This is a genomic window from Streptomyces sp. NPDC002309 (genome assembly GCF_053593375.1).
This window is the reverse complement of record NZ_JBSFCI010000025.1, coordinates 20,125-43,334: the sequence shown is the minus strand read 5'-3', so window position 1 is coordinate 43,334 and position 23,210 is coordinate 20,125. Positions and strand designations below refer to the sequence as shown.

20 protein-coding genes are annotated in these 23,210 nt (G+C 72.0%); 9 read left to right on the top strand and 11 right to left on the bottom strand.

The genetic code is table 11. The features are described 5' to 3' along the window. Positions 1-121: 121 nt before the first annotated feature. The 3 genes from ACWCPM_RS21525 (at position 122) to ybaK (ending at position 3,113) form a co-directional block, all read left to right on the top strand. Positions 122-1,702: an oxidoreductase gene (locus ACWCPM_RS21525; RefSeq protein ID WP_450977834.1), complete on the top strand. Its 1,581-nt coding sequence runs from the start codon at positions 122-124 to the stop codon at positions 1,700-1,702. 138 nt (positions 1,703-1,840) lie between these two features. Further along, complete coding sequence (locus ACWCPM_RS21520) at positions 1,841-2,581, top strand: LON peptidase substrate-binding domain-containing protein (RefSeq protein WP_450977833.1); 741 nt, start codon at positions 1,841-1,843, stop codon at positions 2,579-2,581. A gap of 28 nt (positions 2,582-2,609) precedes the next feature. After that, positions 2,610-3,113 (top strand): Cys-tRNA(Pro) deacylase, encoded by a 504-nt coding sequence (ybaK, locus tag ACWCPM_RS21515; protein WP_450977832.1) that lies wholly within the window; start codon positions 2,610-2,612, stop codon positions 3,111-3,113. 218 nt (positions 3,114-3,331) lie between these two features. Here the strand turns inward: ybaK and ACWCPM_RS21510 are convergent, their stop codons facing one another. The 4 genes from ACWCPM_RS21510 to ACWCPM_RS21495 all read right to left on the bottom strand — a co-directional run bounded on the left by ACWCPM_RS21510 (position 3,332) and on the right by ACWCPM_RS21495 (position 7,345). Beyond that, complete coding sequence (locus ACWCPM_RS21510) at positions 3,332-4,030, bottom strand: AAA family ATPase (protein WP_450977831.1); 699 nt, start codon at positions 4,028-4,030, stop codon at positions 3,332-3,334. Between the two features lie 34 nt (positions 4,031-4,064). Further along, the gene (locus tag ACWCPM_RS21505; protein WP_450977830.1) at positions 4,065-4,886 is read right to left on the bottom strand and encodes an ABC transporter permease; all 822 of its coding nucleotides are present in this window, start codon (positions 4,884-4,886) and stop codon (positions 4,065-4,067) included. Between the two features lie 79 nt (positions 4,887-4,965). Further along, positions 4,966-5,940, bottom strand: coding sequence for an ABC transporter ATP-binding protein (locus ACWCPM_RS21500; RefSeq protein ID WP_450977915.1), 975 nt, complete (start codon positions 5,938-5,940; stop codon positions 4,966-4,968). A gap of 187 nt (positions 5,941-6,127) precedes the next feature. Beyond that, positions 6,128-7,345 carry an NYN domain-containing protein gene (locus tag ACWCPM_RS21495; RefSeq protein WP_450977829.1) on the bottom strand — a complete coding sequence of 406 codons (1,218 nt, stop codon included), beginning with the start codon at positions 7,343-7,345 and terminating at the stop codon, positions 6,128-6,130. 235 nt (positions 7,346-7,580) lie between these two features. Here ACWCPM_RS21495 and ACWCPM_RS21490 point away from each other — a divergent pair, with 235 nt between their 5' ends. Next, on the top strand, positions 7,581-7,745 hold the full coding sequence (locus ACWCPM_RS21490; protein ID WP_450977828.1) for a hypothetical protein: 165 nt from the start codon (positions 7,581-7,583) through the stop codon (positions 7,743-7,745). Between the two features lie 92 nt (positions 7,746-7,837). Here ACWCPM_RS21490 and dnaE read toward each other — a convergent pair whose 3' ends face one another. Continuing rightward, positions 7,838-11,377, bottom strand: a complete 3,540-nt coding sequence (gene dnaE / locus ACWCPM_RS21485) for a DNA polymerase III subunit alpha (protein WP_450977827.1) — start codon at positions 11,375-11,377, stop codon at positions 7,838-7,840. A 213-nt stretch (positions 11,378-11,590) separates the two neighbouring features. Between dnaE and ACWCPM_RS21480 the strand changes: the two genes are divergently transcribed. The 4 genes from ACWCPM_RS21480 (at position 11,591) to ACWCPM_RS21465 (ending at position 16,519) form a co-directional block, all read left to right on the top strand. Beyond that, a complete protein-coding gene (locus ACWCPM_RS21480; RefSeq protein WP_450977826.1) occupies positions 11,591-12,943 on the top strand; it encodes a DUF2252 domain-containing protein in 1,353 nt (450 codons plus the stop codon). Between the two features lie 72 nt (positions 12,944-13,015). After that, positions 13,016-13,708 (top strand): hypothetical protein, encoded by a 693-nt coding sequence (locus ACWCPM_RS21475; protein ID WP_450977825.1) that lies wholly within the window; start codon positions 13,016-13,018, stop codon positions 13,706-13,708. A 222-nt stretch (positions 13,709-13,930) separates the two neighbouring features. Next, positions 13,931-14,731, top strand: a complete 801-nt coding sequence (locus ACWCPM_RS21470; protein WP_450977824.1) for a DsbA family protein — start codon at positions 13,931-13,933, stop codon at positions 14,729-14,731. Between the two features lie 126 nt (positions 14,732-14,857). Then, complete coding sequence (locus ACWCPM_RS21465; RefSeq protein ID WP_450977823.1) at positions 14,858-16,519, top strand: alkaline phosphatase D family protein; 1,662 nt, start codon at positions 14,858-14,860, stop codon at positions 16,517-16,519. Positions 16,520-16,540: 21 nt separating this feature from the next. On the opposite strand, the gene ACWCPM_RS21460 is transcribed toward ACWCPM_RS21465, so the two are convergent. Then, positions 16,541-17,110, bottom strand: coding sequence for a dienelactone hydrolase family protein (locus ACWCPM_RS21460; protein ID WP_450977822.1), 570 nt, complete (start codon positions 17,108-17,110; stop codon positions 16,541-16,543). A gap of 106 nt (positions 17,111-17,216) precedes the next feature. Here ACWCPM_RS21460 and ACWCPM_RS21455 point away from each other — a divergent pair, with 106 nt between their 5' ends. After that, positions 17,217-18,335: a mechanosensitive ion channel family protein gene (locus ACWCPM_RS21455; protein WP_450977821.1), complete on the top strand. Its 1,119-nt coding sequence runs from the start codon at positions 17,217-17,219 to the stop codon at positions 18,333-18,335. A 249-nt stretch (positions 18,336-18,584) separates the two neighbouring features. On the opposite strand, the gene ACWCPM_RS21450 is transcribed toward ACWCPM_RS21455, so the two are convergent. The 5 genes from ACWCPM_RS21450 to ACWCPM_RS21430 all read right to left on the bottom strand — a co-directional run bounded on the left by ACWCPM_RS21450 (position 18,585) and on the right by ACWCPM_RS21430 (position 23,057). Next, on the bottom strand, positions 18,585-18,734 hold the full coding sequence (locus ACWCPM_RS21450; RefSeq protein WP_450977820.1) for a hypothetical protein: 150 nt from the start codon (positions 18,732-18,734) through the stop codon (positions 18,585-18,587). 84 nt (positions 18,735-18,818) lie between these two features. Beyond that, a complete protein-coding gene (locus tag ACWCPM_RS21445; protein ID WP_450977819.1) occupies positions 18,819-19,286 on the bottom strand; it encodes a GNAT family N-acetyltransferase in 468 nt (155 codons plus the stop codon). Further along, entirely contained in the window at positions 19,283-20,227 is a 945-nt protein-coding gene (locus tag ACWCPM_RS21440) for an RluA family pseudouridine synthase (RefSeq protein WP_450977818.1), read from the bottom strand. The genes ACWCPM_RS21445 and ACWCPM_RS21440 overlap by 4 nt, the downstream gene beginning before the upstream one ends. 75 nt (positions 20,228-20,302) lie before the next feature. Then, complete coding sequence (gene lspA, locus ACWCPM_RS21435) at positions 20,303-20,965, bottom strand: signal peptidase II (protein WP_450977817.1); 663 nt, start codon at positions 20,963-20,965, stop codon at positions 20,303-20,305. A 97-nt stretch (positions 20,966-21,062) separates the two neighbouring features. Further along, the gene (locus ACWCPM_RS21430; RefSeq protein WP_450977816.1) at positions 21,063-23,057 is read right to left on the bottom strand and encodes a TraR/DksA C4-type zinc finger protein; all 1,995 of its coding nucleotides are present in this window, start codon (positions 23,055-23,057) and stop codon (positions 21,063-21,065) included. Between the last annotated feature and the right edge of the window lie 153 nt (positions 23,058-23,210).

Here is a 23,210-nt window from a genome sequence, read left to right as displayed (position 1 = left end):
CCCGTTCACGCTCCGTGCCACCCCACGGAAGATCACCTTCACCTGGCGTGTTCGGCGCGTCACCCAGCGGGCATGAACGGCAGTACGAAACCCGTGGGTAGCAGGGGAGGGAGGGACCACCGTGAACGAGGGGGCCGGCTTCCGGGACGGCGACCTGCCGGACGATCTGAACGCCGCCGAGGCCGGGATGTGGCAGGCCTTCCGCAACGGCAGCGTGTACGACCTGAGCAGCGGGGACGCGGCGGTGGACGATCCGCACGGCGGGCGCTCCTGGGGTCCCGAGCGGACCGTGCGGGCGCGCATCGTGTGCTGGCTGCTCCTGGACGGGCCGCCCGCACTGGCGGGCCGGGTGGCCGCGCTGAAGCTCACCGGCCTGCAGATCAGCGGCGGTCTCGACCTCGCGGGCGGCACTGTGGTGCCGTACGTCGAACTGCGGAGCTGCCGCTTCGAGCGGGAGATATCCATGCCGGAGGCGCGGTTCAGGACGGTACGGCTGGTGAACTGCTCGGTACCGCGGCTGGAGGCCGCCCGCGTGCACACCGAGGGCGATCTGCATCTGCCGCGCTGCCTGTTCCTGAGCGGCGTCCGGCTGACCGACGCGCACATCGGTACGGACCTGCTGCTCAACCAGGCCGTCGTGCACCGCGACCGCACCGGCCGCTCGATCGCCGCGGACGGCATCAGCGTCGGCCAGGACCTCCAGGCCGAGATGCTGGAGTCGCACGGCGAGCTGAGCCTGCGCAGCGCGCACGTGGGCGTCTCGCTCAGCCTGCGCGGCGCCCGGCTGCGCAACCCGTACACCCGGCACGCGCTCAACGCCCCGCAGCTGACCGTGGGGCGCACGCTGTACCTCTCCCCGGCGGGCGTCGGCGGCCCGCAGCTGGCCGGACGCACACCCGCGCGCGGGACCCGTATCCAGCGGTTCGAGTGCCAGGGCGGGGTGCGTCTCGACGACGGCCGGTTCGGGGACGCGGTGGACCTGGAGCGCGCCCGGTTCACCTTCACCGACGGCCAGGAGCTGTCGCTGCGCCGGGTCCAGGCGCCCGAGCTGCGCTTCCTCGGGGAGCGGCCGCGGCGCGGGAAGGTGGTGCTGTCCGGCGCGCGGACGGTCAGCCTGGTGGACCGGGCGAGCAGCTGGCCCGGCATCGGCGCTCTCGCCATGCGGGGATTCGTCTACGAGAACCTGGTGCCTCAAGGGTCGTTCCCGCTGGGACAACGTCTGGCGTGGGTGGCGGCCGCGACCGCCGAGTACCACCCGGAGCCGTACGAGCGGCTCGCCGCCGTGCTGCGCGCGAGCGGGGAGGACGAGGACGCGCGCGAGGTGCTGCTCGCCAAGCACCGGCGCCGCCGGGAGACCCTGCCGCCGGCCGGGAAGCTCTGGGGGTACGTACAGGACCTGGCGGTGGCCTACGGGTACCGGCCGGGGCGGGCCGCGGTGTGGATGGCGGTGCTGTGGGCGGCCGGTTCACTGGCCTTCGCCTCCGCCGGCCGGCCCCGGACCGGGACCGGCGCCGGCGAGCCGCCGTGGAACCCCGCCCTGTTCGCCCTCGACCTGCTGCTTCCGGTGATCGACCTGGGCCAGCTGGGCTTCTGGCGTCTGGACGGCGGCTGGCAGTGGCTCGCGGCCGCGCTGGTCCTGCTCGGCTGGATCCTCGCCACGACGGTCGCGGCCGGTGCGACACGGCTGCTGCGCCGCGATTAGGGCGTGTTCGCGGACGCAGGCGTCGTCCCGCCCGCAGGGCGGACGGGACTCCCGGGACACGCCCCGGGACGCTCCGCGCCGTCCGGGGAGTGGGCGGGGCGGACGGGTACGGTCCGGCGACCATTAGGCTCTAGCGTCGTGACCACCGTCCGGCTGCCGCTCTTCCCCCTGAACACCGTGCTGTTCCCGGGGCTGGTGCTCCCCTTGAACATCTTCGAGGAGCGCTACCGCGCCATGATGCGCACGCTCCTGAAGACCCCCGAGGACGAATCGCGCCGCTTCGCCGTCGTGACGATCCGCGACGGCCTCGAGGTCGCGGCGAGCGAGCCCGGCCTGCCGGACCCGACGGCGGTGCCCGAGCGGGGCTCGGCGGCCGGCTTCGGCGCCGATCCCCTCAAGGCGTTCCACGGTGTGGGCTGCGTGGCCGACGCCGCGACGATCCGGGAGCGGGCCGACGGCACCTTCGAGGTGCTGGCGACCGGGACGACCCGGGTGCGGCTGCTGTCGGTGGACGCGTCGGGGCCGTTCCTGACGGCGGAGCTGGAGGAACTGCCGGAGGACCCGGGCGACGAGGCGGGGGCCCTGGCCGAGGGGGTGCTGCGGGCGTTCCGGCAGTACCAGAAGCGGCTGGCGGGGGCCCGGGAGCGCACTCTGTCGACGAACGGCGACCTGCCGGACGAGCCGTCGGTGGTGTCGTACCTGGTGGCGGCGGCGATGATGCTGGACGTCCCCACCAAGCAGCGGCTGCTGCAGGCGCCCGACACCGCGTCCCGGCTGCGCGACGAGCTGAAACTCCTTCGCTCCGAGACGGCCATCATCCGTACGCTGCCGTCACTGCCCGCGGCGGAGCTGACGCGGGCGCCGACGAGCCTGAACTGACCTGCGAACGACCTGGGGAACAGCCCGGATGGCGAAGAAGCCGAAGAAGAACCAGCAGTCCGGCGGCACGCCCGCGACGGTGGCGCTGACGGCGGCGGGCGTGGACTTCACGATCCACTCCTACGACCACGACCCGTCCCACCCCTCCTACGGCGAGGAGGCGGCACAGGCGATGGGCGTGTCGCCGGACCGCGTCTTCAAGACCCTGGTCGCGGACGTCGACGGCACCCTGACGGTCGCGGTGGTCCCGGTGGCGGGCACGCTGGATCTGAAGGCGCTGGCGGCGGCGGTGGGCGGCAAGAAGGCGGCCATGGCCGACCCTGCCCTCGCGGAGCGCACCACGGGCTACGTCCGGGGCGGCATCTCACCCCTCGGGCAGCGCAAGAAACTCGCCACCGTCCTGGACGACTCGGCCTCCGCCCACGCCACGATCTGCGTCTCGGCGGGCCGCCGGGGCCTGGAGGTGGAGCTGTCGCCGAAGGACCTGTCCGGCCTCACCGGGGCGACCCTGGCCCCCATCGGGCGTGCGTGACCTCTCGACGGGGTGTCCTTTCTCGGCTAAGGAGACAGGACATGTCGAAGAGAACCCGCAAACGCAAGTGGCGCATTCGCAAACGCCGGGCCAACCACGGCCGGCGTCCGTCCTGAGAACCGGTGTCCGCCGGCCGTCGTCGTGGCGGTCGGCGTCCGTCATGGCGGCTGCGGCGCCCGTCGCGAGACCGCCGGAGCCGATGTCCCGGCCGGTGGGTGCTACCGGGGCTGTCCGTGCGGCCCGTACCCCGGCGGCTCGGGATCGCGGGGTCCGAACAGCGCCGTCAGCCCCAGATGCACCAGCAGCCCGGAGAACGACCAGGCCAGCAGCGCCCCCTTCGCCGCCAGCTCCAGCGGGGCCGGGAACGTCACCCCCTTGCCCACGTCCTTGGCGTGCGCCAGCACGTCCTGCCCGGGCCCGAGCCATATGCCCAGCCGCCACGCGAGCAGCGAGCCGAGCAGCCCTCCGAGAGCCAGCCCGACCACGAGCGGCACGCCCCCGCGCCGACGCACCAGGAAAACGACGAGCGCGCTCACCGCACCGAACGCCAGCGCGAGCAGAGTGAACGTTCCGTCGACGCCGATCGACTGCTCCCCCTCGCTGTCCTTGAGGTAGACGGCCCACGTCCCGCTCACCACGTCGCCGACCAGCGGCACACGCGGCGCCAGCCAGTTCCACAGCACCCCGAACGGCACCCCGCACAGCGCCAGGACCACCGTGATCACGGCGGCCTCCCGTACCTCGGTCTTCATCCCGGGCCCGTCCTCACCCTCGGCTGCCTGGGCGTGTCCGTGGGCGCTCCCGTGAGCGACGGCGTGAGCGTGCGCACCCGCCCCGTGCCCGGCCCCGGCCGGGGGCCACGCATGGCGCGAGGACTGTTCATGCGGCGGCGGAGGTGGCGTCAACGGTGCTGTCACCCTGACATCGTGCCAGGCCCGTGCGTGGCCTGCGTCACCGGACGGCGGCCCGGCGGTACGCCCAGGTGGCGGCGGCCAGCGAGATCACCCCGACCCCGGCGCACACGGCGAGGTCCGCGCCGACCCGGGCCCAGTCGGGATGCTCGGCGAAGGTCCGCGCGTACGCCTCCACCCCGTAGGTCGACGGCAGCAGGTCCCGGGCCAGCCGCACGATCTCCGGCATCCGGTCCGGCGGCAGCACGCCCAGCAGCAGCGCCGCCGACATGCCGAGCTGCCCCAGCAGCGTGGCCGTCTCCGGCCGCCGCGCGAGCAGCCCGAGGGCGGCTCCCAGCCCGGCCAGCGCGGCGCCCGCCAGCGGGATCACCGCCAGCAGGACCCAGAGGTTGGCCACCGGCAGCCCGAACAGCACGCAGCCGAAGAGCGCGGTCACCAGCGTCCCCGGCACCGTGAAGGACGCGTACGCCCCCGCGGCTCCCAGCACCACCGCGGCCGGCGGCACCGGCAGCGTGGCGTAGTGGTCGAGCCCGCCGGTGGCCCTGAGCTGCCCGAAGTACTGCGCGAGAAGGTTCAGCGCCACGAACGCGACGACCACGATCGACGACCCCGCGACGACGAACCGCGCCTCGCCAGCCCCGTCCACGACACCCCGCATCATGATCATGATGCCGACGGACTGGAAGGTCGCCACGAACAGCAGCGGAATCCGTGCCACCCGCGCCCGGGACAGCTGCGCCCGGTAGACGGCCGCGAGGGACGGCCACAGCCGCGCGGGCGGCGCGAGTTCGGCCGCGCCCCGGGCCGCTCCGTCGGCAGCCAGGACACTGCCCGGCAGCACTTCTGCGGGTACCACACTCACGTCGCGCTGCTCCCCTTCCCCGGTTTCACTCCGGCGTTTCCCCCGTTGCGTACGGAGGCGACGGCTCGTCGACTCACGCTCATGCCTTGACCAGCCCCTGCCGCGCCGCCCCGCCGAGCGCCATGTACACGTCCTCCAGGCTCGGCGTCGTCAGGGTGAAGTCGTCCAGCGCGGCGAAGGCGGTGCCGCCCGTGACCGTCGAGACGACGGCGCGGGCCTCCTCCGGCGCGAGGCGCAGCGTCCAGCGCCGCCCGGACTCCACGACCCGGTCCCGCAGCGCGGCCACCTCGGGCACGTCCAGCGGGGCCCGCTCACGCCACACGAGGTCGACGCGCACCTCGCCGGCGACCTGCTCCTTCAGCCCGGCGGGCGAGTCGCAGGCGATCACACGCCCCCGCTCCAGGACGGCGACCCGGTCGAGCACGGTCTCCGCCTCGATGACGTTGTGGGTGACCAGCACGACGGTCGTGCCGCGCTCGGCCCGGCGCCGGTCCACCGCGGACCACACGGCCCGCCGCGCCACCGGGTCCATCGCGGCGGTCGGCTCGTCCAGTACGAGCAGCGGCCGCTCCCCCACCAGCGCCGCGGCGACGCAGGCCAGCCGCCGCTGGCCACCTGAGAGCTTCTTCAGCGGGCGCCCGGCGATCGCGGTGAGCCCCAGCTCCTCCAGCACCGCGTCCCGCTCGCCACGCGCCGACCGCGCGTCCAGTCCGCGCAGCCGCGCGGTGGTCTCGGCGGCGAGGGCGACGGTCAGCTCGTCGAGCGCGGTGGACTCCTGCCCGAGGTAGGCGAGGATGCGTGAGGCGCGCTCGGGGTGGCGGACGATGTCGTGGCCGAGGATCTCGACACTGCCCCGGTCGGGCCGCATCAGCCCGGTCAGCTGGCGGACGAGGGTGGACTTGCCGGCCCCGTTCGGCCCGAGCAGCCCGAAGATCTCGCCCCGGCGCACTTCGAGCCCCACGTCGTCGGTGGCCCGGACCTCGGGGGAGCCGGGCGTCCCGCGCCGGCCCCGTACCGCCGGATAGGTCTTGGTGAGCCCACGCACCACGCACACGACCTCACCACTGTCCCGGAAGGCCTGTGCCGCGCGCGTACTCACAAGGGACGAGCCTACGGGGTCCACACCCCCGGCACGCTCCCGGGTCGGCCCGCGCCACGAAAACCGCCTCTGAGCATGAATCCACCGCAACGGCACACCGGCACGGAGTCATCGGGCGGCACCGGGGCCGCCGGGGCACCGCTCACTGTTCCGCGGCGGGGGCCGGTTCCGCCGCCGTACGGACGTCGATCTCGCGCCAGAACCCGGCCCGGATCGCGTAGCGGTCGTGCTCGTCGATCTGGTCGTCCTTGTGGGCGAGCAGCCCGAAACGGGCGGCGTAGCGCAGCAGTTCCCCGTCGATCCGGTGCGGGATGCGGGGGTACATACCCGACAGCTTCTGCGGACGGGCCTGGTCGCCGAGCCGGGACATCCACCGCCGGGCGAACACCTGTCCTACCTCGTACGGGTCCCCGCCGACGGTCGTGATGTCCTCCTCCCGGTCGGCCCACCGCTGCTCCGCGGTGGTCAGCTGCGCCAGCGTCGGCATCGAGGCGACGTCGGAGGGTTCCGGGGCGGCGCCGGGGCGGTCCACCCAGCCCTTGTCGGAGGACCAGCGCAGCGTCGCGGTGGCGGGCTGCGGGGGCTGCGGGCCGGGTGCGCGCAGCCCGGCCAGGTCCTTGGGCGTCGGGACCCCCTTGGCCACCGGGACCCGTTCCTGCGCGCCGTTCTGCGCGCCGGCCGGGGCGGTCCGCTCCGGCTCGACGGGCGGCCGCTCGGCGGACGGGGCGAGTGTGGACTCGGGCAGCGGCGCGGAGAGGATCGCGGCGATCTCCGGCCGGGGCGCGGGCGGCGGCGCGCAGATCCCTCCGAGCTCCTTGGCGCGTACGGCCTTGGTGATCCACGTCCGGTCCAGCACGCGCCGCTCGTCGGCCTCGGCGACCAGGTCCTCGGACTGGTTGTAGTCGCCGTCGGCGGCCTGCACGGCCCACAGATGCACGGCGACCCCGTGCTCCTTGGCGGCCATCATGCCCGGCAGCAGATCGCCGTCGCCGGTCACCAGGACGATGTCGGAGCAGGCGCGGTTGCGGGCCAGCTCGGTGAGCTCGGCGTGCATCGCGGCGTCGACGCCCTTCTGGTTCCACCGGCCGTCGCTGCGGGTGAGCGCGCCCAGCCGGACCGTGACCCGGGGCATCACGCGCAGCCGGCGGTGCTCGGGCTGCGGAACGCGGTCGGGGGCGCCGTCGAACCAGTAGATGCGCAGCAGCGGCCGCTCCGTGTCGGACTCGGCCCGTTCGCGCAGCCCCTGGATGAGGGCGGTGTGATCGACGGTGATACGGGACCGCGAGGGCTCCCCGGCGAGGAGGCTGGCGGCGGCCCCCAGCAAATACCCGGCGTCCACCAGGACGACGCAGCGGTCCACGCGACTCACCCTCTTCCCGGGAGGTTTGCTTCCGGCTTCCTTCGAGTCTGCCCGACCGCGCGGGGGTTAACGGCCCGAACTCGATCTTCGGCGTGGCGTTTCGGGGATTCACGCTCCCGGCTCGCGCCGACAAACCCTGTCACACACGGTAATTGTCCGACATGCGATCGTTATCGGCATATGTGAATCTGGTTCAGGCCCTGGCCCCTAGATCCCCCTCAGGAGGCAGATCACCATGGCCAAGAACAAGAACCGTGACCGTAAGCAGCAGCAGACCGGCCGTGCCACCCGGCAGCCGGAGCAGCAGTCGGCCGAGCCGATGTCGGAGCAGCAGGCCGCGCAGCCTTCGCCGATAGACACGGCCCACAAGGGCCGGCAGAGGCGTTTCGGCCACAACTGACACCGGCACAGCGGGTCGTTGCGGCCCGGGCACATGACGAGGGGCGCATCCGGCATCGGATGCGCCCCTCGCGCATGTCGGGCGGGGCGGCCTCAGCCCGCCAGGCAGGACGGCCCGAGCAGCACCTTCAGATCGCCGAACAACGCCGGGTCGGGCTTCACCCGGTGGCGGTCCAGCCGCAGCAGCGTCGTCCTGGTCGGGCCCTGGAGCCTGATGCGGACCTCGCTCTCGCCCTTGTGGTGGCTGAGGATCTCGCCGAGGCGGCTGACCATCGGCGGAGTGACCCTGGTGGCCGGGATGGTGAGGATCACCGGCGCGTTGGTGCCCGCGTTCGACAGGTCGGGGACCTGGAGCTCCATCGCGACCAGCCGCGGCACGTCCTCGCGCTTGTCGAGGCGGCCCTTGACGAACACGACCGCGTCCTCGACCAGTTGGGTCGACACCAACTGGTAGGTCGCCGGGAAGAACATGCACTCGATGGAACCCGCGAGGTCCTCGACGGTGGCGATGGCCCAGGCGTTGCCCTGCTTGGTCATCTTGCGCTGGAGGCCCGAGATGATGCCGCCGATGGTGACCACCGCGCCGTCCGCGTGCTCGCCGCCGGTGAGTTGGGCGATGCCCGCGTCGGCCTTGTCCGACAGCACGTGCTCCAGACCGAAGAGCGGGTGGTCGGAGACGTAGAGACCGAGCATCTCCCGCTCCTGGGCGAGCAGATAGGTCTTGTCCCACTCCTCGTCGGTGAAGACGACGTCGAGTCCGAAGCCGGGCTCGTCGGTCTCCTCCTCGCCCATGCCGCCGAAGAGGTCGAACTGCCCCTCGGCCTCCTTGCGCTTGACCGCGACCACATTGTCGATCATCGGCTCGAAGTGCGCGGTCAGACCCTTGCGGGTGTGCCCCAGGCTGTCGAAGGCGCCCGCCTTGATCAGGGACTCCGTGGTGCGCTTGTTACACGCGGTCGCGTCGACCTTGTCGAGGTAGTCGGGGAAGGACCCGTACCTGCCCTTGGCCTTGCGGCTCTTGATGATCGACTCGACGACGTTCGTACCGACGTTGCGCACGGCCTCCAGGCCGAAGAGGATCACGTCGTCGCCCTGGGCGGCGAAGTTGTGCACCGACTCGTTGACGTTCGGCGGGAGCACCCTGATGCCCATGCGGCGGCACTCGTTGAGATAGACGGCCGACTTGTCCTTGTCGTCCTTGACCGAGGTCAGCAGGGCCGCCATGTACTCGGCGGGGTGGTTCGCCTTGAGGTAGGCGGTCCAGTACGACACCAGGCCGTACGCGGCGGAGTGCGCCTTGTTGAACGCGTAGCCGGCGAACGGGACCAGCACGTCCCACAGGGCCTGGATTGCCTCGTCGCTGTAGCCCTTGTCGCGGGCGCCCTTCTGGAAGAGCACGAAGTTCTTGGCCAGTTCGTCGGGCTTCTTCTTGCCCATGACGCGGCGCAGGATGTCGGCCTCGCCCAGGGAGTACCCGGCGATGATCTGCGCGGCCTTCTGCACCTGCTCCTGGTAGACGATCAGGCCGTAGGTGACGGCCAGGACCTCTTGGAGCGGCTCCTCCAGCTCCTTGTGGATCGGGGTGATCTCCTGGAGCTTGTTCTTGCGCAGGGCGTAGTTGGTGTGCGAGTCCATGCCCATCGGGCCCGGACGGTAGAGCGCCGAGACGGCGGAGATGTCCTCGAAGTTGTCGGGCTTCATCAGCCGCAGCAGCGAGCGCATGGGGCCGCCGTCGAACTGGAAGACGCCGAGGGTGTCACCGCGCTGGAGGAGCTCGAAGGTCGTCGGATCGTCGAGCGGCAGGGAGAGCAGGTCGAGGTCGATGCCCTTGTTGGACTTCACCATCTTGTTGGCGTCGTCCATGATCGTCAGGTTGCGCAGGCCGAGGAAGTCCATCTTCAGCAGGCCGAGCGACTCGCACTGCGGGTAGTCCCACTGCGTGATGGTCACGCCGTCCGTGTGCCGCACCCAGATCGGGGCGTGGTCGACGATGGGCTCGCTGGACATGATGACGCCGGCGGCGTGCACACCCATCTGCCGGACCAGTCCCTCGACGCCCTTGGCGGTGTCGATGACCTTCTTGACGTCCGGCTCGTTCTCGTACATCCCGCGGATCTCGCCCGCCTCGCCGTAGCGCGGGTGCGTGGGGTTGGTGATGCCGTCGAGGTCGATGCCCTTGCCGAGGACGTCGGCGGGCATCGCCTTGGTGAGGCGGTCACCCATCGCGTACGGGTAGCCCAGCACGCGCGCGGAGTCCTTGATCGCGTTCTTGGCCTTGATCTTGCCGTAGGTGCCGATCATGGCGACCTTGTCGGAGCCGTACTTCTCCGTCACGTACCGGATCACCTCGACGCGCCTGCGCTCGTCGAAGTCGATGTCGACGTCGGGCATCGAGATGCGCTCGGGGTTGAGGAACCGCTCGAAGATCAGGCCGTGCGGGATCGGGTCGAGGTCGGTGATGCCCATGGCGTACGCGACGATCGAACCGGCGGCGGAACCACGGCCGGGGCCGACCGCGATGCCCTGGTTCTTCGCCCACATGATGAAGTCGGCGACGACGAGGAAGTAGCCCGGGAACCCCATCTTGATGATGACGTCCATCTCGTACTCGACCTGCTTCTGCCGGTCGTCCGGGATGCCGCCCGGGAAGCGGCGCTCCATCCCGCGGCGGACCTCCTCCTTGAACCAGGTGATCTCCGTGTAGCCGTCCGGGATGTCGAACTTCGGCATGAGGTTCTTCTCGACGAACATGCCGTCGGTGTCGACCATCTCGGCCACCAGGAGCGTGTTGGCGCACCCCTCCTGCCAGGCGTCCGAGGAGTCGATGGCGTACATCTCGTCCGTGGACTTCAGGTAGTAGCCGGTGCCGTCGAACTTGAAGCGGTCGGGGTCGGAGAGGTTCTTGCCGGTCTGGATGCACAGCAGGGCGTCGTGGGCGGTCGCCTCGTGCGCGTACGTGTAGTGGGAGTCGTTGGTGACCAGCGGGGGGATGCCGAGCTTTTTGCCGATCTCCAGGAGGCCGTCGCGGACGCGGTGCTCGATCTCGATGCCGTGGTCCATCAGCTCCAGGAAGTAGCGGTCCTTGCCGAAGATGTCCTGGTAGTCGGCGGCCGCCTTCAGGGCCTCGTCGTACTGGCCGAGGCGCAGCCGGGTCTGGAGCTCGCCGGAGGGGCAGCCGGTGGAGGCGACGATCCCCTCGGACCACTGGGAGATCGTCTCCTTGTCCATCCGGGGCCACTTCTGCAGCCAGCCCTCGGCGTACGCGTCCGAGGAGAGCCGGAAGAGGTTGTGCAGGCCCGTCCTGTTCACGGCCCACATCGTCTTGTGGGTGTAACCACCGGAACCGGAGACGTCGTCCCGCTTCTGGTGCGGCTGGCCCCACTGGATCTTGCGCTTGTTGCGCCGGGACTCGGGAGCGACGTACGCCTCGATGCCGATGATCGGGGTGACGCCCGCCTTCTTGGCCGTGTGGAAGAAGTCGTAGGCCCCGTGCAGGTTGCCGTGGTCGGACATCGCGATGTGCGTCATGCCCATCTCGTTGCACGCGTCGAACATGTCCTTGAGCCGCGCGGCACCGTCCAGCAGCGAGTACTGGGTGTGGACGTGCAGGTGCGTGAACGGCGGCTTCGACACGGCTGCGGCCTCCAAGGAAAACATACGTCGACGGGGGTCCGACAGGCTGCGGACAGTCTGGGGACAGCGTCGAAGTCTATGCCCCGGCTCTGACAATCGACGGGCACTCCCGCGTACCTTCGAGCGTTGGAACGTGACGGACCGACCGCGTCTCCGGGCGCGCGCCATCCGTCCCACAGGTCATTCGCGACCCGCACCAGGAGGCACCCAGCGATGTCGTTCCCGCAGCTCGACGACGAGCACCGCGGTGAGGAGATCCTCGCCGTCTTCGACACCGCCTTCGGCGAGCTGCTCGCCGCCGACCCGGCCGCGTTCCGGGTGAAGTTCCGGAAGATGGCCGCCTCGGCGTTCGCCTTCTACCGGGGCACGGCCGGCCTCTTCTACCACGACCTGGACGCCGAGGGCGCCGCGCGCGGCGCCGGCGGCATATACACCGGGCCGTTCCTGGACGAGCGCACCTCCCGCGTGTGGATCCACGGCGACCTGCACGCGGAGAACTTCGGCACGTACATGGACTCCAACGGCCGGCTGATCTTCAACGTCAACGACTTCGACGAAGCGTACGTCGGCCCCTTCACCTGGGACCTGAAGCGCTTCGCCGCGTCCATCGCCCTCATCGGGTACGCCAAGGCGCTCAGCGACGAGCAGATCACCGAACTGGTGACGATCTACGCGGCGGCGTACCGCGAGCGGATGCGCGCGCTGGCCACCGGCGCCAAGAGCGACGAGATCCCGCCGTTCACCCTCGACACCGCCGAGGGCCCGCTCCTCGACGCCCTGCGGGTCGCCCGCTCGCTGACCCGGTTCGGGCTGCTCGACTCGATGACCGAGATCCGCGACTTCGAACGCCGGTTCGCCCCGGGCGGCGGCTCCGTCGAGCTGGACGCGGCCACGCGCTACAAGGTGCTCGCGGCCTTCGACGGCTACCTGGAGACCCTCCCCGAGTCCTCGCTGGCCCGCCCGGACTCCTACCGGGTGAAGGACGTCGTCGGCCGCCGCGGCATCGGCATCGGCTCGGCCGGCCTGCCGTCGTACAACATCCTGCTGGAGGGCAACAGCGACGCCCTGGAGAACGACGTGGTGATCTACGTCAAGCAGGCCCAGACCCCGGCCGTCTCCCGGCACATCACCGACCCGGCGATCCGCGAGTACTTCCGGCACGAGGGCCACCGCACGGTGATCTCCCAGCGCGCCCTGCAGGCGCACGCCGACCCGTGGCTCGGCTGGACCGAGCTGGACGGGGCCGGCCAGCTGGTCGCCGAGGTGTCGCCGTACGCCGTCGACCTGGACTGGGACGACATCGACGATCCGGAGGAGATCGCCGCGGTCGTCGCCGACCTGGGCCGGTCCACGGCCACCATGCACGCGGCCGCCGACGACGACTCGGGCCACTCCGACCTGGTGCCGTTCTCCACGGAGCGGGCCATCGACGCGGCCCTCGCGGGCGACGAGGACGGCCTCGCCCCGCTCCTGGTCGACTTCGCGCACACCTACGGCGCCCGCGCCCGTGCCGACCACCAGATCTTCGTCGACCTCTTCCGCAACGGCCGCATCCCCGGCCTCTGACCCACCGGCCGCCAGGACTCACAGGGACCCTTAGGAGTCCCTTACGGGAGTCCGTGACACACTCTCCCCTCAATGGACATATCCGGGACACATCTCAGAGCCGTACGCGCGGCGCTGTTCACGGCGGTCGTCGTGACGCTCAGCGCCGCGTCGCACGTGCTGCTGTCCCGGGCCCCGCTGCCGCTGGGCACGGTGGCGGCGATCGCCGCCACCGTGTTCCTCCTCACGTACGCCCTGGCCGGCCGCGAGCGCGGCTTCGGCCGGATCGCCGCGCTGCTGGTCCCGCTGGAGCTGGCCGCCGACACGGTGTTCACCGCGGGCCAGCACGCCTGCTACGGCCGGGCGGGCGGCCCGGTCGCGGGCCCGCTGCGCACGTTCGGCCTGGATGTGCTCTGCGCCGGCGAGGTGGGCTCGCCGCTCGCGCGCATGGCCGGCACCACGGGCGGCGACCAGGTCGCCTCCGTCCTGGCGCACGCGCACCCCGAGACCGCCTGGCTGCTGCTCGGCGCCCATGTCGGCGTGGGCCTGGTGGCGGCCGCCTGGCTGCACCGCGGCGAGCGGGCCCTGGCACAGGTGCTGGGCGCCATGGCCGCGACGACGTTCCGGCCGCTGCTGCTGGCGGCCGCCGCCCGGACGGTCCGGCCCGCCGCCGCACCGGCCCCGCGGCTCCCCCGCGCCACGCGCCGTACGGCCCCCGCGCGCGACCTGCTCCTCGCCCACTCCCTGGGACGGCGTGGCCCGCCGCCCGTCGCCGCCTTCGCCTGACGGACACCCCGGCCCGCACCGGGGCGCGCCCCGAGGGGTGCGGGAACCGCGCGACAAGCCACGAGGCACGCGCGCACACGACGAACCGGCCCCCGGCCGGCCCCGCGCGACACTCCACGGCGACGTCACGGCGAACACGCACCGCGTCGAGCGACGCACACATCCAGTCCCCACCGAGCCAGCGCACGCGATCCGTGCGCGTCCCCCACGGAGAACACCACCATGAGCAAGCGGAACAGCCAGGCGCAGAAGTCGGCGGCCCGGGAGCGGCTGCGCATCGAGCGTGAGCGCGAGGCCAAGCGCTCCAAGGTCAAGCGGCAGATCATCGTCGCCTGCTCGGTCGTCGGCGTCCTCGCCGCGGCCGGCGGCATCGGCTACGCCGTCGTCCAGAACAACCAGCCGACCAAGTGGGAGGCGGCGGCCGACGCCAAGGTCGTCGCCCCGGCCAACACCTCCGGCAAGGACGGCACCACGGTCCTCGTCGGCGCCTCCACGTCCGACAACGTGGTCCACCTCTACGAGGACCCGCGCTGCCCGGCCTGCGCCTCCTTCGAGCAGACCGTGGGCGAGACCGTCAACAAGGGCATGGAGGACGGCACCTACAAGCTCTCCCTCACCCTCGGCACCTTCCTGGACGGCAACCTCGGCGGCGAGGGCTCCAAGAACGCCCTGAGCGCGCTCGGTGCCGCGCTGAACGTCAGCCCCGAGGCATTCATCGACTACAAGGCCGCGCTGTACTCGGCCGAGCACCACCCTCAGGAGTCCACGGACGAGTTCGCCAAGGACAGCTACCTGATCAAGGTGGCGGACACGGTGGACGCCCTGAAGAACAACAAGAAGTTCCAGGACGCCGTCGAGAAGGGCACGTACGACGCCTGGGCGGTGCGGATGAGCGACTCCTTCGACAACACGAAGGACGTCGAGTCGACCCCGACCATCAAGATCAACGACAAGGTGATCGAGAACCCGGGCACGGTCGCCGAGTGGGAGAAGGCGCTCAAGGACGCGGGCGTCACCAAGTAACACGACGTCAGGCGGTAACGCCTCACGGAAGCGTGAAGAACGAGCGGGCGAACTCTTCGCGGTTCGCCCGCTCTTCGCGTGCCCGCGCCTTACCTAAAGCCCTACCGGTCAGTAATCTGATCGCCCGTGACCAGTCGAAAAAGACCCGACACGGGCCTCAACTCATCTGCTCCGCGCCGCCGTACGGTCGTCAAGGCGGCCGCCGCGGGAGCCGTTCTCGCCGCCCCGCTCGCCGTCGCCCTGCCCGCCCTCGCGACCGCCGCGACCCCCGCTTTCCTGCACGGCATCGCCTCCGGTGACCCGCTCCCGGACGGCATCCTGCTGTGGACCCGCGTGACCCCCACCGCCGAGGCGACGCCCGGCTCGGGTCTCGGCCCGGACACCCCGGTCAGCTGGACCGTGGCCACCGACAGGGCGTTCTCGAACGTCGTCGCCACGGGGTCCGTCACCGCGACGGCCGCCTCCGACCACACGGTCAAGGCGGACATCCGCGGCCTCTCGCCGGCCACCGACTACTGGTTCCGCTTCTCGGCCGGCGGCACCGACTCCCCGGCCGGCCGTGCCCGCACCGCCCCCGCCGGCGACGCGGCGGTCGCGAACCTCCGCTTCGGCGTGGTCTCCTGCGCCAACTGGGAGGCCGGCTGGTTCGCCGCCTACCGCCATCTCGCCGTCCGCGGCGACCTGGACGCCTGGCTGCACCTCGGCGACTACATCTACGAGTACCCGGCGGGCGAGTACGGCACCCGGGGCACCTCCGTCCGCGCGCACGCCCCCGCTCACGAGATCACCACCCTCGCCGACTACCGCATACGGCACGGCCGTTACAAGACAGACCCGGACCTCCAGGCGCTGCACGCGGCCGCCCCCGTGGTGGCCATCTGGGACGACCACGAGCTCGCCAACGACGCCTGGTCCGGCGGCGCCGAGAACCACACCGAGGGCGCCGAGGGCACCTGGGCCGCCCGCACGGCCGCCGCCAAGCAGGCCTACTTCGAGTGGATGCCGGTCCGCCCGGCGATCGCCGGCACCACCTACCGCCGGCTGCGTTTCGGCAAGCTCGCCGACCTCTCCCTGCTCGACCTGCGCTCCTTCCGCTCGCAGCAGGTGGGGCTCGGCAACGGTGACGTCGACGACCCGGAGCGCACGCTCACCGGGCGCGCCCAGCTCGACTGGCTGAAGGCGGGCCTGAAGTCCTCCGACACCACCTGGCGGCTGGTCGGCAACTCGGTGATGATCGCTCCGTTCGCCGTCGGCTCGCTCTCCGCCGAGCTCCTCAAGCCGCTGGCCAAGCTGCTGGGCCTGCCGCAGGAGGGCCTGGCCATCAACACCGACCAGTGGGACGGCTACACCGACGACCGCCGCGAGGTCCTCGCCCATCTGCGCGCGAACGCGATCCGCAACACGGTCTTCCTGACCGGCGACATCCACATGGCGTGGGCCAACGACGTGCCGGTGAACGCCGGCACCTACCCCCTGTCGGCGTCGGCCGCCACGGAGTTCGTGGTCACCTCGGTCACCTCCGACAACCTCGACGACATGGTGAAGGTCCCCGAGGGCACCGTCTCCGCCCTCGCCTCGCCGCTCATCCGCGCCGCCAACCGGCACGTCCACTGGGTCGACACCGACCGCCACGGCTACGGCGTCCTGGACATCACCGCCGAGCGCGCGCAGATGGACTACTACGTCCTCGCCGACCGCACCAAGGCCGACACGGCGTCCTCCTGGAGCCGTTCGTACCGCACCCGCAGCGGCACGCAGAAGGTGGAGCGCACGTACGACCCGGTGTGACCGACGGGCCGAGCCCGGGTCCTAGAGACTTCCGAGGAAGCCGAGAGCCACCCGCCAGGTGGCCTCGGCGGCCTCCTCGTCGTAGTCCGGCAGCTCGGGATCGGTGTAGAGGTGCCCGGCTCCGGCGTACCGGTAGACCTCCACGTCCGCCCCGGCGCGCCGCATCTGGAGATACCAGGCGCTCAGCCAGTCGTCCGTCTCGAACGGGTCCGGCTCCGCGACGTGCAACTGCACCGGAAGGTCGTCCACCGAGGTGTGGGGGGCGAGATCCGAGGTGCCGTGCAGGAGCAGCAGCCCGCGCGCCCGCTCGTCGCCCAGCGCGAGGGTCTGCGCCACCGAGGCGCCGAGCGAGAACCCGGCGTAGACCAGGCCGCGTTCCGAGTACGGCGCGGCGGCCAGCACGGCCCGCCTCAGCAACTCGTCCTTGCCGACCTCCTCCTTGAACGCCATGCCCTCCTCGGCCGTCCCGAACGTGCGCCCCTCGAAGAGGTCCGGCGTCCACACCTCGTGGCCGGCCGCACGCAGCCGGTCCGCCGCGGCGCGCACCGCGGGTCCGAGGCCGTAGGTCGAGTGGAACAGCATGATGTTCATGAGGCCATGGTGCCAGCCGGGTACGACGGGCAGGTCCGGGGCAGTACCCCGATCCGCCGGGAAGTCACATGTTCACCGCCCCGCGGGAGCGGTTACGTTCGAAGACATGGAGAACCTGCTCCGCCCCCTCATAGTCGTCGGCGGCTCGGTCGTGCTCGGCCTGCTCATCGGGTGGGCCACCGACCTGCTGCTGCGCAAGGCCGACGGGCGGCACCCGGAGACCCCGCTGTGGGGTCTGCTGCGCCGTGGCCGCATCCCCTTCCAGCTCGTGCTGTGCGCCGCCGCGCTGAGAGGCTCGTACGACGAGGCGCGACTGCTGGAGGACCACCGGGTCGGCATCGGGCAGGCGCTCACACTGGTCCTGATCGGGTCGGCGGCCTGGCTGGTGATCCGGATCGCGGCGGCGGTCGTCGAGACCTCGTACTCGCGCTACGCCAACTCCCGCGCCCGGCGCGACCCGGCGCGGCTCCGCCGGGTGCGCACCCAGGTGACGCTGATCACGCGGGTGGTCGCGGCGGTCGTCGGTGTGGTCGCCGTCGCCTCGATGCTGCTGACGTTCCCGGCGATGCGCGCGGCCGGTGCCTCGCTGCTGGCCTCCGCCGGTATCCTCGGCATCGTCGCCGGTGTGGCGGCGCAGTCCACGCTGAGCAACATGTTCGCGGGGCTGCAGATCGCGTTCGGCGACATGGTGCGCATCGGCGACACGGTCGTGGTGGACGGCGAATGGGGCACCGTCGAGGAGATCACGCTGACCTACCTCACGGTCCGCACCTGGGACGAGCGCCGGATCACCATGCCGGTGTCGTACTTCACGTCCAAGCCCTTCGAGAACTGGTCGCGCGGCACGCCGCAGATGACCGGCATCGTCTACTGGCACCTCGACCACACCGCGCCGGTGGCCGCGATGCGCGAGAAGCTCCGCGACATCCTGCGCGAGTGCCCCGCCTGGGACGGCCGCAGCTACGGTCTGGACGTGACGGACACCACGCCCAACACCATGGAGGTACGGGCGCTGGTGACGGCGAAGGACGCCGACGACGTCTGGACGGTGCGGGTCACCGTCCGCGAGCGGATGATCGCCTGGCTGATCCAGGAGCACCAGTACGCCCTTCCCCGCGTCAACACCGCGGACGCGAGCCTGCCCCCGGGCCCCAACGGCCACCGCCGCTCGCCGGACGGCCCGTCCCGCCGGGCGGTGGATACCCCGAGGCCGGACCGCGGCTGAGAACCCACGGCGGAGAGCCGTCGGCGCTGACCGCCCACGGGCGTCGCTCACGGCTCTCCGACCGGAAACGGGCGGCATGGCGCGTGGGTGGGAAATCACCACGCACCAGTGGGAGAGCCCCCACGCATCAGTGGGGGACCCTCACGCGCCAAGAGAAGACCCCCACGCGCCACCACCCGCGCTCACCGCAGACTCCGCACGTCCAGCTGCCGCAACACCCGGTCCACCACCTCCGGATCGGCCCCCGCCTCACCGCGCGCGGCCAGCACCTCGTGCCGCGCCGCGCTCAGCATCTCCCCGGGTCATCAGCACCGGCGCCGGCAACCGCAGCCGGTCGCCGACCGGGACGCTCACGGCGGCGCCGAGCAACAGCAGGAACAGCAGGGCCAACTGATCCACGGTCAGCTCCCCGGGCTCAGAACGGACGAAACCCCCCGCCGAACGGTCGGGCTCCGCGTCGCGCGGCCGAGCCGTGCCGTGACGCTAGAGCGGACGCCGCATGGAGCGGTGCGGTATCCCCGCGTCGGGGAACTCGGGGCCGTACGCCACGTAACCGAGCCGCTCGTAGAACCCCATGGCGTGCGTCTGCGCGTGCAGATCGACGGCTGCCAGTCCCCGCGCGCGGGCCGCGTCCTCGATGGCCCGCACCAACGCGGCGCCGACGCCGAGTCCACGGGCCTCCCGCGTCACCGCGAGCCGCCCGAGCGAGCCCACCGACGGGTCGCCCCCGGTCTTGCCGGCCGCCGCGGCGCCGTACAGCAGCCGCCCGGTCCCGAGCGGGACGCCGTCCTCGCGCACGGCCAGCACATGCAGCGCGCCGGGGTCGTCCGCGTCGTACTCCACGTCCTCCGGCACGCCCTGCTCGGCGACGAAGACCTCCTTGCGCACGGCGAAACACGCCTCGCGGTCGGCCGGCTCCTCCGCGACCCGCACGACGTACCCGGCGCTCATCCGTAGGTCTCCTCGCGCACCTTGTCCAACGCGTTCCGCAGGTCCTCGGGGTAGTCGCAGGCGAACTCCACCCACTCGCCGTCCCCGGGGTGCTCGAAGCCCAGCCTCACGGCGTGCAGCCACTGCCGGGTCAGCCCGAGCCGCTTGGCGAGCGTCGGGTCGGCGCCGTAGGTCAGGTCGCCGGCGCAGGGGTGCCGGTGGGCGGCCATGTGGACGCGGATCTGGTGGGTGCGGCCCGTCTCCAGCTTCACGTCCAGCAGGGAGGCGGCGCGGAAGGCCTCGATCAGGTCGTAGTGGGTCACGGACGGCTTGCCCTCGGCCGTGACCGCCCACTTGTAGTCGTGCTGGGGGTGGCGGCCGATGGGCGCGTCGATGGTGCCGCTCGTGGGGTCGGGGTGCCCCTGGACGAGGGTGTGGTACCGCTTGTCGACCGTGCGCTCCTTGAACTGCCTCTTGAGCGAGGTGTACGCGCGCTCGGACTTGGCGACCGTCATCAGTCCGGACGTGCCGACGTCGAGGCGGTGCACGATGCCCTGCCGCTCGGCGGCACCGGAGGTGGAGATCCGGTACCCGGCGGCGGCCAGACCGCCGATGACCGTCGGGCCGGTCCAGCCCGGGCTCGGGTGCGCGGCCACGCCGACCGGCTTGACGACGACGACCACGTCCTCGTCGTCGTGGACGATCTCCATGCCCTCGACGGGCTCGGCCACCACCTGCACCGGCGGGGCCGCCTGCGGCATCTCGACCTCCATCCAGGCGCCGCCGTGCACCCGCTCGGACTTGCCGACCGCCGTGCCGTCGACCAGCACCTTGCCCGCCGCGGCGAGCTCCGCGGCCTTGGTACGGGAGAAGCCGAACATGCGCGAGAGGGCGGCGTCGACGCGCTCGCCCTCCAGGCCGTCCGGCACGGGCAGGGTACGGATCTCGGGAATCGTGCTCACCCGTCGAGTATGCCGGACGGGTCCGACAACGCCGTACGCCAGCCCGCCGGAGGCCGTCCGGGGCTCAGTCCTTGTTCAGTCCTTGTGGACGGTGCCGTCCGGGTCGAGGCCCTTGAAGGACAGCAGCACGATCAGGATGCCGCCGCACACGATCGCCGAGTCGGCGAGGTTGAAGACGGCGAAGTGCTTGGGTGCGATGAAGTCGACGACCGCGCCCTTGAAGACGCCCGGCGAGCGGAAGATCCGGTCGGTGAGGTTGCCGAGCGCGCCGCCGAGCAGCAGGCCGAGCGCGATCGCCCAGGGCAGGCTGTACAGCTTGCGGGCGAGCCGGACGATCACCACGATGACGGCCGCCGCGATCACCGTGAAGATCACGGTGAAGGCCTCACCGAAGCCGAAGGCCGCGCCCGCGTTGCGGATCGCCTCGAAGCGCAGCCAGTCCCCGATGACCTCGATCGGCTGGTGGTGCTCCAGCTTGGCGACCACGATCATCTTGCTGATCAGGTCGAGGGCGTACGCGAACCCGGCGACCGCGAAGAGCACCGCGACACGGCGCCTGCCCCGGGGCCGCTCGGCCGGGGAGTCGCCCTGGTCGCCGCCGGCCCCGCCGGCGGGGGTCTGGGCCGCCTCGGCACCGGACCGCTCGTGCGGCGCGGCGTCGTCGCCGGGCCGCTCCTGCTCGGTCCGCGCCGCGTCCGGGGTGCCCGGCGTACCGATGATGCGCTCCGCCTCTGCCACGTGAGTCCCTCAACCTAGGTGCCTGACTGAGCACGAGGGTACGGCACGCCGCTGACGGCGCACGTGCCCAGGAGGCATCCGGGGGGCGATCGGCGGATCAGTAGCGCCGCTCCTGCTTCTGCTTGCACTCGACGCACAGGGTGGCCCGGGGAAATGCCTGCATACGGGCCTTTCCGATGGGGTTGCCGCAGTTCTCGCACAGGCCGTACGTGCCCGCGTCGAGGCGTTGCAGGGCGTGCTCGGTCTGGGTCAGCATCTCGTGCGCGTTCGCGGCCAGGGACAGCTCGTGCTCACGGGTGATGTTCTTGGCGCCGGTGTCGGCCTGGTCGTCACCCGCGCCGTCGCCCGAGTCGCGCATCAGGCCGACCAGGGACGACTCTGCGTTGGCGATCTCCGCGCCGAGCCGCTCCATCTCCGACGTCAGTTCCGCGCGGGCCCCCTCGACCTCTTCCGGGGTCCAGGGGTCCTCACCGGGACGCACCGCGAGCTCGCCCGGCTCCGCCGCGGCGACACGCGCCTTGGGGACGGCCGTCTTCGCCGCCGCGGCCTTCCCAGGGGTCTTCTTCGCAACCACCGTCGTGGCTCCCGTCTGCTTCGCGGCCCGCGCCGCGCCCGCCTTCTTGCCCTTGCCCCGCCCGCGCGCCCCGTCCAGGGCGTGCTCCTCCCCGGTCCCGGTCCCGTGCCCGGACGCCGTCACCTTCGCGACGCTTGCCTCCTCGTCCTCCGCGCGCGCGGAAGCGGCACCCTTGCGGGCCCGACCCGTCTTCTCGGACCCCGCCTTCCCGCGCGCGGCCTCCTTTCCGGACACAGCCTTCTCACCCACGGCCTCCTCACCGGCCACCGCGGCCTCCTTACCGGGGGCCGCACTGTCGCGCGCGGCCTTCTTGCGGGGGGCGACCTTCTCGGTGGCAGCCTCCTTCGTCGAGACCGACTTCGTCGCCGAGACCGCCTCGTCGGTCATGGCCGGCGTGGTCACCGAGGTCTTCCCGCCGACGGCTCCCCGGGCAGCCGGCTCGTCGGCGGCACCCTTCCCGGCGACGCCCTTCTTGGCCACGCTCTTCTTGGCGGCACCGCCGGCCGCGCTCTTCTTGGCCGCGCTCCTCTTGGCGACAGCCTTCTTCGCAGCGCCCCGCTCCGGCCCGGACGCCCCCTCGGCCCCTGCCGCGTCGGCCTCCACCGCCTCAACCGCCGCGGCCCCCTTCCCGGTGCCCTTCTTCGACGCCCCGGCCTTGCCCGGCGGAGCCTTCTTCGCGGCGCGCTTCTCAGCCGGTGCTCCGCCCCCGACCACCTTCTCGGCGACGCGCGCCTCGACCACCGCCCCCTCGGCGCCCCGCTCTCCGGCAGCCGCCTCGTGCAGACCGGCCTTCTTGGCGGCCCCCTTCCTGGCAGCCCCCTTCTCGTGCGCGACGGTCTCCTCGGGCGCGACGCCCTTCTCGTGCACGACGGCCTCCGTGGGCGCGGCCCCCGTCTCGTGCACGACGGCCTCCGTGGGCGCCACGCCCTTCTCGTGCGCGACAGCCTTCCTGGCAGCCCCCCTTCCGGGCGCGGCAGCCTCCCTGGCCGCGGCCTTCCCGGGTACGGCAGCCTCCTCGGGCGCGACAGCGGCGTTCTCGGCGGCAGCCTTCTTCCCGGTCACGTTCTTCCCGGTCGCCTTCTTCCCGGTCACGTTCTTCCCGGTCGCCTTCTTGCCGGTCGCGTTCATCCCGATCGCCTTCTTGCCCGCACCGCTCACCGCCGGGGCCTCCTCGGAGGACGCCCTCACGGCCGGCGTTTCCTCGGCCACGGACGCCCCGACCGCCGGCTCCCGCGCGGACGCCTTCCCGCTCCGGGCAGCCCGCGCCGCCGAGACCTCACCGGCAGGTCGCGTCCCCTCCCCGTCCGGCGACGGCTTCCCGCCCAGCCCCGCCGCAGCCGCCCCCCGAACCCGCATCACGCTCTCCACGGCCCTGTCCACCGCGCGCTTCGCGGCCGACGCCATGCCGCCCTGCGCGCTTTTCTTGCCGCTCGCGCCCTTCGCCTCCCCACCGGACGTGTGGGTGTGCCTGGACCTGCCGGACGCCGACTGCTCTGCGGCGGTCTTCTTCACCACCATGGCCGCGGCCCCTTCACATATTGTGATCTTGCACGCGAATCGTGCTGGGACGTTAAATCGACTCGACGCCCGCGGCAACGGGGCACGCCACCCGGAGCGCCGCCCCGCGGCGCCCACGCGCCCGGCATGCATGCGTTGTGCCCAGCTCCCCGC

Bases quoted from the DNA above. Each gene is read 5' to 3' on its own strand.
- ACWCPM_RS21445 (WP_450977819.1), bottom strand. From the start codon at position 19,286: ATGAGCGCCGGGTACGTCGTGCGGGTCGCGGAGGAGCCGGCCGACCGC.
- ACWCPM_RS21460 (WP_450977822.1), bottom strand. From the start codon at position 17,110: ATGAACATCATGCTGTTCCACTCGACCTACGGCCTCGGACCCGCGGTG.
- ACWCPM_RS21430 (WP_450977816.1), bottom strand. From the start codon at position 23,057: ATGGTGGTGAAGAAGACCGCCGCAGAGCAGTCGGCGTCCGGCAGGTCC.
- ACWCPM_RS21470 (WP_450977824.1), top strand. From the start codon at position 13,931: ATGAGCAAGCGGAACAGCCAGGCGCAGAAGTCGGCGGCCCGGGAGCGG.
- ybaK (WP_450977832.1), top strand. From the start codon at position 2,610: ATGGCGAAGAAGCCGAAGAAGAACCAGCAGTCCGGCGGCACGCCCGCG.
- ACWCPM_RS21475 (WP_450977825.1), top strand. From the start codon at position 13,016: ATGGACATATCCGGGACACATCTCAGAGCCGTACGCGCGGCGCTGTTC.
- ACWCPM_RS21455 (WP_450977821.1), top strand. From the start codon at position 17,217: ATGGAGAACCTGCTCCGCCCCCTCATAGTCGTCGGCGGCTCGGTCGTG.
- ACWCPM_RS21480 (WP_450977826.1), top strand. From the start codon at position 11,591: ATGTCGTTCCCGCAGCTCGACGACGAGCACCGCGGTGAGGAGATCCTC.
- ACWCPM_RS21490 (WP_450977828.1), top strand. From the start codon at position 7,581: ATGGCCAAGAACAAGAACCGTGACCGTAAGCAGCAGCAGACCGGCCGT.